Origin of the sequence: Onishia niordana, from assembly GCF_004798965.1 — a bacterium.
Lineage (GTDB): Bacteria > Pseudomonadota > Gammaproteobacteria > Pseudomonadales > Halomonadaceae > Onishia > Onishia niordana.
On record NZ_SDSD01000003.1, the window covers coordinates 212,076 to 224,401 of the forward strand.

Genomic DNA, 12,326 nt, shown 5'->3' on the forward strand with positions numbered 1-12,326 from the left:
GTTTCTTCGCTCATCATGATTTCGGCCGGGCTTTAGTGCCTAGGCCGCCTCGGTCTTTCGGTTGAGTCGGTCGAGCAGGCTTTCCACTTGCTGGAAGCGAGTCTCTTCATTTTCCATGTCGGCTTCGAAGCGCAGGGTGTCGGCGCCGTCGAGGCGGAAATGGACAGGATCTTTCTGGATCAGCGACACCAGTGTCATCGGGTCGACCGCGGTGCCGGTGCCAAATACCACGCGACCGCGCTGTTCGCCGGCTTCCAGGCGCGTGATGCCGAGTTGTTCGGCCCGCTGACGCACGCGAGTCTGTCGCAGCAGGGTCTTCACGGGGGCGGGGAGTAGCCCAAAGCGGTCGATCATTTCTACCTGCAATTCCTTGAGGTCTGCCGCGTTCTCCGCGCTGGCGATGCGTTTGTACATCACCAGGCGCTGTTGCACGTCATGCAGGTAGTCATCGGGTATCAGCGCCGGCAGATTGAGCTTGATTTCCACGCCCTCGTCCAGTGGCGCTTCTATATTGGGCGTTTTACCGGCGCGAATGGCTTTGACGGCACGATCCAGCATCTGCATGTAGAGGCTGTAGCCGATGGTTTCTATCTGGCCACTTTGTTCATCGCCCAGCAGCTCGCCGGCCCCGCGAATCTCCATATCGTGACTGGCGAGGGTAAAGCCTGCCCCCAGGTCCTCGGCTTCGCTGATCGCTTCCAGGCGCTTGATCGCATCCTTGGTCATATTACGCGGTGGCGGCGTCAGCAGATAGGCATAGGCCTGATGGTGGCTGCGCCCGACTCGGCCACGTAGTTGGTGTAACTGCGCCAGACCAAACTTGTCGGCCCGTTCGATGATGATGGTGTTGGCGCTGGGGACGTCGATACCTGTCTCGATGATCGTCGAGCACACCAGCACATTGAAGCGCTTGTGGTAAAAATCCGACATGATCCGCTCAAGGCTGCGTTCGGGCAGTTGGCCATGGGCCACGCCGACCCGCGCCTCGGGTACCAGTTCACGGACGTGCTCGGCGGTGGTTTCGATGGTCTTGACCTCGTTATGCAGGACATAGACCTGGCCGCCGCGCAGGATCTCGCGCAGTATCGCTTCCTTGATCACCGGTTCGTTGCGCTGCTGCACAAAGGTTTTGACCGACAGGCGCTTGGCCGGTGGTGTCGCAATGATCGACAGATCGCGCATGCCACTCATGGCCATGTTGAGCGTGCGCGGTATTGGGGTGGCAGTCAGCGTGAGGATATCGACCTCAGCGCGCAGGTTCTTCAGGCGCTCCTTCTGGGAAACCCCGAAGCGATGTTCCTCGTCGATGATCAAGAGCCCCATGTTGGGCAGCTTCATGCTCTTGGACAGCAACTTGTGCGTTCCGATCACGATATCGGCGCGCCCGTCCTGAATGCGTTCCAGGGTCTTGTCCTGGCTCTTGCCACCGGTGAAGCGGGAGATCAGCTCTATCTGAACGGCCGTATCGGCAAAGCGGTCGCGGAAATTGTCGTAATGCTGCTGAGCCAGCAAGGTGGTGGGCACCAGGACCACGACCTGTCGGCCGGCATTGACGGCCAGGAAGGCGGCGCGCATGGCCACTTCGGTCTTGCCGAAACCGACGTCGCCGCAGACCACCCGGTCCATCGGTCGCGGTGCGGTCATGTCGCCGAGCACGGCGTCGATCGCAGCACGTTGATCCGGCGTCTCCTCGAAGGGGAAGCTTGCCGCAAAGCGGCCATACTCGGATTCCGGCAGATCGCAGGCAAAGCCTTCTCGGGCCTCGCGACGGGCATAGACATCAAGCAGCTCCGCCGCGGTGTCCCGCACCTTCTCGGCGGCTTTCTTCTTGGCCTTGTCCCATTGATCCGACCCGAGTTTATGCAGCGGGGCCAGTTCGTCGCTGGCACCGGCATAGCGGGAGATCAGGTGCAGGCTATCGACCGGCACATAGAGGCGGGCCTCGTTGGCATATTCGAGCGCCACGAATTCGGCCGCCTGACCGCCTGCCTCCAGCGTTTCTAGCCCCAGGTAGCGCCCGACACCATGCGCATGGTGCACGACCGGTGCGCCGGGGCGCAGTTCAGAGAGATGGCGGATAGCCATTTCGCTGTCGTCGGTGGCCTTCTCGCGGCGACGGCTTTGACGTACCACATCGCCGTAGAGCTCTGTCTCGGTAATGATCGCAAGCGCCGGCTCGTCGATGGCAAGGCCTTCATCCAGCGCCCCCTCGGTGATGGCCAGCTGGGAATCGCTATTGAGGAACGCAGCCCAGTCATCGACATGGGGCATGGTGAGCCCCAGAGGCGCCAGGGTCTCTTCCAGTGCTTCACGACGGCCGCGGGATTCGGCGACGAACAGGGCGCGTGTCTCAGGCCCCGCCTCCAGATAGTGTGATAGGGCCGCTAGCGGTTGCTGGTTGCGGGCGTTGATGGCCACCGAAGGGGGCGGCTGTGTCTTGCTGATGCGCGCATGGGGATGATCGTCGGTGACCAGCTCGACACGCGGGGTGCGGTTGATCGCGGCAAAGATTTCTTCAACCGGCAAGAAGGCGCGATGAGGAGGCAGCAGCGGGCGCGTGGGGTCGACGCCCAAGTTCTCATATCGGCTGCGAATCGATGTCCAGTGGTGCTCGGCGGCCTCGAAGACGCCGGGCAGCAGGGCGACGCGTGCACCATCGACCATGTGATCGAAGAGGGTCGCCGTTTCTTCGAAAAACAGCGGCAGGTATTGCTCGAGGCCGGGCGAGGGAATCGCCTTAAGCGCATCGTTATAGAGCGGGCATTGACGCGGGTCGACGTCGAACAGTGTCTCGAAGCCTTCGCGAAAGCAGGCAATCGCTGACCGCGTTAGCGGGTACTCGTGTGCCGGCAGCAGTTCGACCGCTTCAACCTTATCCTCGCTGCGCTGGGTGTCGGGGTCGAAGTGGCGAAGGGTGTCGAGTTCGTTGTCGAACAGGTCCAGGCGAAGCGGTGATTCACTGCCCATCGGGAACAGGTCGATCAGGGCGCCACGCATGGCGTATTCACCGGGCTCATAGACGGTTTCCACCGCCCGATAGCCGGCCCGCGAGAGACTGTCACGAAAACCTTCGCGATCAATCGTCATCCCCACCTTGAGCGTCAATACCTGGCCGGCGATGTACTCGGTGGGCGGCAGGCGCTGCATCAGGGTATTGATGGGCACGATCACGATGCCCTCTTGGGCCTGCTGCAGGCTTCTTAGCGTGCGCAGCCGCGCCGATACGATGTCCTGGTGGGGTGAAAAACTGTCATAGGGTAGTGTCTCCCAGTCGGGGAAGGGCAGAACCGATACCCGGGAAAAGAAGCGCAGACTGTCTTCCAGGCGCTGAGCACTTGCGGTGTCGGCAGTGATGATCATCAAGGGCGCATCATCGGCCAGCCTCGCCAGGGCAAGCGGTGTAGCGCTACCTTGCGGGGCCTGCCAGTAGAGCGTATCGCGCACTCCTTGAGGGCGAGGCGGGTCGAGCGGTGAAAAATGCGGCATGGTGTCGTCTTGATGGCAGCCAGGAAAAGGGATGGATAAGGCTCGCGGAGTGCGAACATAGGCGTCCACTCTAGCGGGCCGGGCGCGACTTCGGAAGGGGAGGCGGCCACCCGCCGATTTCGCGCTTGTAGTCAAATCGCCATTCCTGTAATTGCCTTACAGCGACTGCGACTAACCAGTCATTGCGGCTATCACCCCCGGCTCGGATAATGCCTACCACTTTTGTAGTGGTCTACCCGCCCACTATAGCCAACGACTAGCTGCGACGAGACGCCTGTCACTGATCGGTGATAGTGCGGTTTTGACGCCATGTTCATCGACGTATGATCATCGAAGAGAGAGGCCTTACGTGAGTCAGCAGAAGCTCGAGACCGTGTTTGAGGAATGGCAAGACAACGAAGCCCTGGCCGAGGAGATGATTCCGCTGCTGGGCAAGCTGTATCGCCAGTACAACATCGTCCCCTCGCTGTTCGGGCGCTCCCTGGTCAACCAGTCCGTCATCCGCATTCTCAAGGACCATCGCTTTGTCAAGAAGGTCGAGGGGACCGAGCTCTCCGTGCGAGATACGTTCCCGCTGGTGAAGGCGATGGCCGAGCTGGACCTTGGCCCGGCACACGTGGATATCGGCAAGATGGCCGTGGCCTTCAAGCACAGCGACGCTGACGACGTGACGGCCTTTCTCAAGCAGGAGCTCGCCGACATCGTGGGCAAGCATTGCCAGAAGACGGGCAATGGCGAGCCCAAGGATATCGTGCTGTATGGCTTTGGTCGCATCGGTCGCATCCTGGCGCGCATCCTGGTCGAAAAGGCCGGCGGTGGGAACCTGCTGCGCCTGCGAGCCATCGTGGTGCGCGGACGCGGCGATTTGAGCAAGGATCTGGAAAAGCGCGCCAGTCTGCTGCGTCGTGACTCCGTGCATGGTCCCTTCTCGGGCACCATCAGCGTCGACCACGACAATAGCGCCCTGATCGTTAATGGCAACTACATCAAGGTGATATACGCCAACTCGCCGAGCGAGGTCGATTACACCGCCTATGACATCGATAACGCCCTGGTGGTCGATAACACCGGCATGTGGCGCGACGAGGAAGGCCTCGGTCAGCATCTGGCGTGCAAGGGGGCGGCCAAGGTGCTGCTGACCGCGCCAGGCAAGGGCGATGTCAAGAACGTGGTTTATGGCATCAACCACACCGATATTGCTCTCGGTGATCGCATCGTGTCGGCGGCGTCATGTACCACGAATGCCATCGTGCCGGTCCTCAAGGCGCTCAATGACAAGTTCGGCATCGAGCACGGTCACGTCGAGACGGTCCATTCTTATACCAACGACCAGAACCTCATCGACAACTACCATAACGGGGATCGTCGAGGTCGCAGTGCGCCCTTGAACATGGTGCTGACCGAAACCGGTGCCGCCAAGGCGGTTGCCAAGGCACTACCGGAGCTCACCGGGAAGCTGACCGGCAACGCCATTCGTGTGCCGACGCCTAATGTCTCGATGGCGATTCTCAACCTGAATCTTCATCAAGAAGCCGATGTTGAGGCGCTCAACGACTATCTGCGTCGCATGGCGATCCATTCCCCCATGCAGAAGCAGATTGATTTCGTGGACTCCCCGGAAGTGGTCTCTTCTGACTTCGTGGGTAACCGCCATGCCGGTATCGTCGATGCCAAGGCGACCATTGCCGACGGCAAGAATGCGGTATTGTACGTGTGGTATGACAACGAGTTCGGCTACAGCTGCCAGGTCGTGCGTATCCTGCAGCATATGTCCAACGTGAGTTTCTTGACGTTCCCTGTTGATCGGGATTGAACCAGGCTCTTGGCCGAGCCACACGCAATCTCGTGGGGCGTTGCGACAGAGATGTTGACTGAAGGTTCTACGAGGTCGTAACGCAAGCGCGCGCCCAGGCCCCCAGCGCCTGGGCGTTTAATTCATTATGGGCGCCTTTGACGCCATGCCAGCTGCTCCGAGTGCTGCTTAATCATCTGATTTATTTCGCATTATTCTCCCTCCTCGCGACACCTTAGTCGCTGCCCCGCGCCTGCATGCTACCCTTGGCCATGTGGCCTTTCTTTTCGCATGTCATTATAATGTCCGAGATTTTAGGGGCGGTCCGTGCATGGCGGGCCGAACTGACAACCTTCTGATAAGAAAAGAATTCGAACACCGTGACCGTGACCCTTGGCCCCATTGAAGCTTGGGCAAGCGCGTCTTTCGAACCTCTTTCCTGACACATCAGAGCCGATAACTGGGCGAGTCTATGATCGAAGTCAAACGAGGCCTGGATCTCCCCATCGCGGGGGCGCCCGAGCAGCGCATCGAGGATGCGCGCCCGGTTCGTCACGTGGCCATCCTGGGCACCGACTATGTTGGCATGAAGCCAACCATGGAGGTCCGGGAGGGGGATAGCGTCAAACTAGGCCAGCTGCTCTTCACCGACAAGAAAATCGAAGGCGTGCGCTTTACCGCGCCGGCGGGCGGTGAGGTAGTAGCGATCAATCGCGGAGAGAAGCGCAAGCTGCTGTCGGTGGTGATCAAGGTTGATGAACAGGCGGAAGATGCTGTCGAGTTTACCGCGCATGGTGCCGGCAAGATCGACAGCCTGGACCGTCAGGTGGTGGTCGACCAACTCGTCGAGTCGGGGCTGTGGACGGCGCTGCGTACGCGCCCGTTCTCGCGTACGCCGGCCCTCGATGCCGTGCCGGAGAATATCTTCGTCACGGCCGTCGATACGCATCCACTGAGCCCTGATCCGGTCGATATCATCAATGAAGCACCTGAGGCCTTCGAGCATGGCCTCAAGGTGCTGTCACGTCTCACCGAAGGCAAGGTCTTTCTCTGCCAGGGTCCCGATGCAAAGCTGCCCGGCAGTGGTGTGGACAAAGTGCAGGTCGAGAGCTTTGGCGGACGTCATCCGGCGGGCCTCGTGGGCACGCATATCCATTACCTGTCGCCGGTGGCGCTGAATAAGCAGGTCTGGCACATCGGTTATCAGGATGTGATCGCGTTCGGCAGGATGTTTGCTGAGGGCAAGCTTGACGTCAGTCGTGTGATCGCCATCGGCGGGCCGCGGGCCGAGAACCCCCGTCTGCTGCGCACGCGTATCGGTGCGAGCACCGATGAACTGCTGGCTGGCGAAGTCATCTCTCCTGACGACACGCGGGTGATTTCAGGTTCAGTGTTCTCTGGCTCAACAGCCGAAGGGGGGCTGCGTTATGTCGGCCGCTTCCACAACCAGTTGAGCTTGCTGGAAGAGGGTAACAAGCGTGCCTTCATGGGCTGGCTCTCGACCGGTGCGAATCGCCACTCGGTGATGGGTATCTATCTGTCGAAGATCCTCGGGCTCAGCAAGTATTCGCCCGACACCTCTACCAATGGCTCAGAACGTGCCATGGTGCCGGTTGGCAACTACGAGACCGTCATGCCGCTGGATATCCTGCCCACACAGCTCCTACGCTCGCTTATCGTCGGCGACATTGAAACTGCTATGGATTTGGGGTGTCTGGAGTTGGATGAAGAGGACCTGGCGCTGTGCACCTATGTGTGTCCCGGCAAGTACGAATACGGTCCCATCCTGCGTGACAACCTCTCCACTATCGAGAAAGAGGCCTGATGATGGGTATTCGACAGACTCTCGACAACATCGAGCCGCACTTTCACAAGGGTGGCAAATACGAGCAGTTCTATCCGCTCTTCGAAGCCGTCGACACAATCTTCTATGCGCCGGCAAGCGTCACCAAGACCACGGCTCACGTACGTGATGGTGTCGATCTCAAGCGGATCATGATCACCGTATGGATGTGCACCTTCCCGGCGATGTTCTTCGGCATGTGGAATGCTGGCTGGCAGGCCAATGCGGCCATCGCCGAGGGCTTTGCGTCCATGGGCGGCTGGCGCGAAGCGATCCTGATGTTGCTCGCTGGCGGCCATGATGCCGGCAGCGTCTGGTCCAACTTTGTACTGGGTGCGACCTACTTCCTGCCCATTTACCTGGTGACCTTCGTGGTCGGCGGCTTTTGGGAAGTGCTGTTTGCCATCAAGCGTGGTCACGAGGTTAACGAAGGCTTCTTCGTCTCCTCGGTACTGTTCGCCCTGATTCTGCCGGCGACGATTCCGCTTTGGCAGGTGGCGCTAGGTATCACCTTCGGCATCGTGATCGGCAAGGAAATCTTCGGTGGTACCGGCAAGAACTTCCTGAACCCGGCACTCACCGGTCGTGCTTTCCTGTATTTCGCCTATCCAGCACAGATCTCCGGCGATAGCGTCTGGGTGGCGGCCGATGGCTATACCGGTGCCACGGCGCTTTCCACGGCTTATCAGAGCGGCATGTCAGCACTGTCCAGCCAATTCAGCTGGATGGATGCCTTCCTTGGCTATATCCCGGGCTCCATCGGTGAGACGTCGACGCTGGCGATCCTGATTGGCGCCGCGGTGCTGCTGTGGACCCGAATCGCGTCCTGGCGAATCATGCTTGGCGTGTTCCTCGGCATGGTCGCGACCAGTTCACTGTTCAATGCCATCGGTTCTGACTCCAACGCCATGTTTGCCATGCCGTGGTACTGGCACCTGGTGGTGGGCGGCTTCGCCTTCGGTATGGTGTTCATGGCGACCGACCCGGTGTCCGCTTCCATGACCAACAAGGGGCGTCTGGCCTTCGGCGCGCTGATCGGCGTGATGACCGTGCTGATCCGCGTGGTCAACCCGGCCTTCCCCGAGGGCATCATGCTGGCGATCCTGTTTGCCAACCTGTTCGCCCCGTTGATCGATCATTTCTTTGTGCAGGCCAACATCAAGCGCCGTCAGCAGCGTACCGGTGCCATGGCTGAGGAGAGTGCCTGATGGCGAGTAACGACTCCATCAAGAAGACGCTGACTGTTGCCTTCGCGTTGTGCATCGTCTGCTCGGTAATCGTGTCTACCGCCGCGGTAGCCCTACGTCCGCAGCAGCAGTTCAACCAGGAGGCCGACCGCAAGTCGAATATTCTCCAGGTAGCAGGCCTCTATGAAACGGGTGTGCCGATCACCGAACAGTTCGAGCAGGTGACAGCGCGTGCCGTCGATCTGCGCACGGGTGAGTACACCGATGAGGTGGACCCGGAGACCTACGATCAGTTCTCGGCCTCGCGTGATCCGGCTCAGTCCCGCACCTTGTCAGGTGAAAAGGATATCGCCGGCCTGTCGCGTCAGGAGAACTATTCCGTCGTCTACCTGGTTGGTGACCCGCAAGATCCTGACCAGATCATCGTGCCGGTGCGTGGCCAGGGCCTGTGGGGCCTGATGCGTGGCTATCTCGCCCTGCAGGGCGATGCCAACACCATCGAGGGCATCACCTTCTACTCCCATTCCGAGACACCGGGTCTGGGCGGTGAAGTGGATAACCCGAAGTGGAAGGCTCAGTGGGAAGGAAAGCAGGTCTATCCCGATGGCGAAGTAGGCGAGGGTGGTCCTGAAATCGCCTTGGTCAAGGGCGGTGCCAGCGGTGCTACCGAAGTGGATGCCTTGTCGGGTGCGACGCTTACCAGCAAGGGCGTGACCAACTTGGTGCAGTTCTGGCTGAGCGATGCCGGTTTCGGCAACTACCTCTCCAAGATCCGTGATTCATCGGAAGGAGCCTAAGACATGTCAGCCGCAACTCCTAAAGGCGTGCTGATCACGCCGATCTTCAAGAACAATCCGATCGCATTGCAGATCCTCGGTATCTGCTCGGCGCTGGCAGTGACCAGCAGCATGAGCGTATCGCTGGTCATGTCGCTTGCGGTTATCGCGGTAACGGCGTTCTCCAACCTGTTCGTTTCGTTGATCCGCAAGCACATTCCGTCCTCGATCCGCATCATCGTGCAGATGACCATCATTGCCTCCTTGGTCATCGTGGTCGACCAGGTGCTCAAGGCCTATGCCTATGAGATGTCCAAGCAGTTGTCGGTTTTCGTTGGTCTGATCATCACCAACTGCATCGTGATGGGCCGTGCCGAAGCCTTTGCCATGCAGAATGGCCCGGTGCTTTCGTTCCTCGACGGCGTGGGTAATGGCCTGGGCTATGGCGTCATCCTGATGATCGTCGGCTTCTTCCGTGAACTGCTGGGCTCGGGCAGCGTATTTGGCATGACCGTGCTGACACCGGTTCAAGATGGTGGCTGGTACGTGACCAACGGTCTGATGCTGCTACCGCCGTCCGCGTTCTTCGTCATCGGCCTGTTCATCTGGGTGCTGCGCAGTGTGCAGCCGGAACAGATCGAAGAGAACGAGTTCAAGATGAAGGAAAACACCAAGCCGAAGGAGGCCGTGTAAATGCTCGAACATTATCTCAGCCTGTTTGTCGCGGCGGTTTTCGTCGAGAACATGGCCCTGGCCTTCTTCTTGGGCATGTGTACCTTTCTCGCCGTTTCAAAGAAGGTTTCTTCGGCGATTGGCTTGGGCGTTGCCGTCATCGCGGTACTCGCCATCACCGTGCCGGTCAACAACCTGATCCTCACCTATCTGCTTGAGGAAGGGGCTCTGGCCTGGACCGGCATCAGTGGTGCAGAGAATATCGATCTGTCGTTCCTTGGGCTTCTAAGCTATATCGGCGTCATCGCCGCTCTGGTACAGATTCTCGAGATGTTCCTCGACAAGTTCGTGCCGTCACTCTATAACGCCCTCGGCGTATTCCTGCCGCTGATCACGGTGAACTGCGCGATCCTCGGTGGCACGCTGTTCATGGTCGAGCGTAACTACAACTTCGGTGAATCCGTCGTCTACGGTGCCGGCGCCGGTATGGGCTGGGCACTGGCGATCGCGGCGTTGGCCGGGATTCGTGAGAAGCTCAAGTACAGTGATGTACCGGCGGGCCTGCAGGGTCTGGGCATCACCTTCATCACCGTGGGTCTGATGTCGCTTGGCTTCATGTCCTTCTCCGGCATCCAGCTCTGAGGGCTTGTTTGGCTAAAGGAAAGACCCCTTAGGCAACGGTATCTCAGGCAACGAACACCAATAGGAACCCGACATGGTTGATACAAATGTCATCTTGCTCGGCGTGGTCATGTTCACCGTGGTCGTTATCGGCCTGGTGGCGATCATCCTGGCTGCCCGTAGCCGTCTCGTGAGCAGCGGCGACGTGACCATCGAGATCAACGGCGATCCCGAGTACACCCTTAGCACACAGGCGGGTGGCAAGCTGCTGCAGACCCTGGCGGCTAATGGCATCTTTCTGTCCTCTGCCTGTGGCGGTGGCGGGTCTTGCGCCCAGTGCAAGTGCCGGATTCCAGATGGTGGCGGGGCGATCCTGCCGACCGAGGAATCCGCGTTTACCATGCGCGAGAAGAAAGACGGCTGGCGCCTCTCCTGCCAGGTGCCTGTGAAGCAGGATATGAAGATCGAGGTCCCGGAAGAGGTCTTCGGCGTCAAGCAGTGGGAGTGCGAGGTCACCTCGAACCCCAACGTCGCGACCTTCATCAAGGAGCTCAACCTCAAGCTGCCCGAAGGCGAGGAAGTCGACTTCCGTGCCGGTGGTTATGTGCAGCTGGTGGCGCCGCCCTATGACATCAAGTTCTCTGACTTCGATATCGAAGAAGAGTACCGGGGCGACTGGGAGAAATTCGAGCTGTTCAAGGTCTCCCACAAGAGCGACGAGGAAGTCATTCGGGCTTACTCGATGGCCAATTACCCGGAAGAGTATGGCCTGCTCAAGTTCAACATCCGTATCGCCACACCGCCGCCGGGCACCAATCATCCGCCGGGCCTGATGTCGACCTATGTCTTCAATCTGAAGCCGGGTGACAAGGTTCAGGTGATGGGGCCCTTCGGTGAGTTCTTTGCCAAGGACACCGATGCGGAGATGGTCTTCGTGGGTGGTGGTGCTGGCATGGCGCCCATGCGTAGCCACATCTTTGATCAGCTCAAGCGCTTGAACTCCAACCGCAAGATTTCGTTCTGGTATGGTGCCCGCTCTTGGCGCGAGACCTTCTATAACGAAGAGTTCGATCAGCTGGCCGAAGAGAACGAGAACTTCGAATGGCATCTGGCGCTGTCGGATCCGCTCCCCGAGGACAATTGGGAAGGCGCCACTGGCTTCATCCATAACGTACTCTACGAGGAATATCTCAAGGACCACCCGGCCCCTGAGGATTGTGAGTACTACATGTGTGGGCCGCCCATGATGAACGCCTCGGTGATCAAGATGCTCGTGGATATGGGTGTCGAGCCTGAGAACATCGCCTTGGATGATTTCGGCGGCTAAGGCTTTCCCTACCGGTTGAGTCTTATCACCGAGCGAGGCCAACGCGATACGGGGCTGGCCCACTGGGCCGGCCCCTTTGCCTTGTTTCGTGCTCGTTATTCAGGAGTTACGACAACTCAGTAGGCGTACATGTCCGTGGACGTTCACGGATAACTGTCACCTCGCCTGGCGGCATCGGGAATGATATGCCCCCAGCCGAGGTCACAGTAATAGCGACATTCATTCACTCCCAACCGGCTGCCTTACTTAAGTTTCGAAAATAGTTTCGAAAACTGTTTCGAAAAGAGTTTCGACAATAGTGACGACTATAGGTGGTCAAGGAGACTCCCATGACGATTTGGTTCTTGGTATTCGGCTTCATGCTGCTGTTAATGGCCGCGATGGCTATCGGCGTCATTCTCGGACGCAAGCCCATTGCTGGCTCCTGCGGCGGCCTCAATAACCTGGGCCTCAAGAATGGCTGCGATATCTGCGGAGGCGACGACAAGACCTGCGAGGAAGAGAACAAGAAGGCGGCCAGCGCGCGGCGTACCAGTGACGAGAGTCGCGGCGCTGACTTGGGCTACGACGCCACCCGGCGCTGAGCCGGGGATGTTTTCAGTCAGGACATGTAGAGACGGGA

The 12,326-nt window shown here is 59.3% G+C and carries 9 protein-coding genes; 8 read left to right on the forward strand and 1 reads right to left on the reverse strand.

Going from position 1 to position 12,326, the window contains the following annotated elements; genetic code table 11:
• Nucleotides 1–39 precede the first annotated feature (39 nt).
• Nucleotides 40–3,486 (reverse strand): transcription-repair coupling factor, encoded by a 3,447-nt coding sequence (mfd, locus tag ETC27_RS07610; RefSeq protein WP_136254404.1) that lies wholly within the window; start codon nucleotides 3,484–3,486, stop codon nucleotides 40–42.
• A gap of 349 nt (nucleotides 3,487–3,835) precedes the next feature.
• Here mfd and ETC27_RS07615 point away from each other — a divergent pair, with 349 nt between their 5' ends.
• The 8 genes from ETC27_RS07615 (at nucleotide 3,836) to nqrM (ending at nucleotide 12,288) form a co-directional block, all read left to right on the forward strand.
• Complete coding sequence (locus ETC27_RS07615) at nucleotides 3,836–5,299, forward strand: glyceraldehyde-3-phosphate dehydrogenase (RefSeq protein WP_136254405.1); 1,464 nt, start codon at nucleotides 3,836–3,838, stop codon at nucleotides 5,297–5,299.
• Between the two features lie 451 nt (nucleotides 5,300–5,750).
• Nucleotides 5,751–7,103 (forward strand): Na(+)-translocating NADH-quinone reductase subunit A, encoded by a 1,353-nt coding sequence (locus tag ETC27_RS07620; protein ID WP_136254406.1) that lies wholly within the window; start codon nucleotides 5,751–5,753, stop codon nucleotides 7,101–7,103.
• Nucleotides 7,103–8,329 (forward strand): NADH:ubiquinone reductase (Na(+)-transporting) subunit B, encoded by a 1,227-nt coding sequence (locus ETC27_RS07625; protein ID WP_136254407.1) that lies wholly within the window; start codon nucleotides 7,103–7,105, stop codon nucleotides 8,327–8,329. The genes ETC27_RS07620 and ETC27_RS07625 overlap by 1 nt, the downstream gene beginning before the upstream one ends.
• Nucleotides 8,329–9,105 carry a Na(+)-translocating NADH-quinone reductase subunit C gene (locus tag ETC27_RS07630; RefSeq protein WP_439331795.1) on the forward strand — a complete coding sequence of 259 codons (777 nt, stop codon included), beginning with the start codon at nucleotides 8,329–8,331 and terminating at the stop codon, nucleotides 9,103–9,105. Before ETC27_RS07625 ends, ETC27_RS07630 begins: the two co-directional genes overlap by 1 nt.
• 3 nt (nucleotides 9,106–9,108) lie before the next feature.
• The gene (locus tag ETC27_RS07635; protein ID WP_136254409.1) at nucleotides 9,109–9,777 is read left to right on the forward strand and encodes an NADH:ubiquinone reductase (Na(+)-transporting) subunit D; all 669 of its coding nucleotides are present in this window, start codon (nucleotides 9,109–9,111) and stop codon (nucleotides 9,775–9,777) included.
• Nucleotides 9,778–10,398 carry an NADH:ubiquinone reductase (Na(+)-transporting) subunit E gene (nqrE, locus tag ETC27_RS07640; RefSeq protein WP_136254410.1) on the forward strand — a complete coding sequence of 207 codons (621 nt, stop codon included), beginning with the start codon at nucleotides 9,778–9,780 and terminating at the stop codon, nucleotides 10,396–10,398.
• A 73-nt stretch (nucleotides 10,399–10,471) separates the two neighbouring features.
• On the forward strand, nucleotides 10,472–11,704 hold the full coding sequence (gene nqrF, locus ETC27_RS07645; protein WP_136254411.1) for an NADH:ubiquinone reductase (Na(+)-transporting) subunit F: 1,233 nt from the start codon (nucleotides 10,472–10,474) through the stop codon (nucleotides 11,702–11,704).
• Between the two features lie 329 nt (nucleotides 11,705–12,033).
• Nucleotides 12,034–12,288 carry a (Na+)-NQR maturation NqrM gene (gene nqrM / locus ETC27_RS07650; protein ID WP_136254412.1) on the forward strand — a complete coding sequence of 85 codons (255 nt, stop codon included), beginning with the start codon at nucleotides 12,034–12,036 and terminating at the stop codon, nucleotides 12,286–12,288.
• Nucleotides 12,289–12,326: the final 38 nt, after the last annotated feature.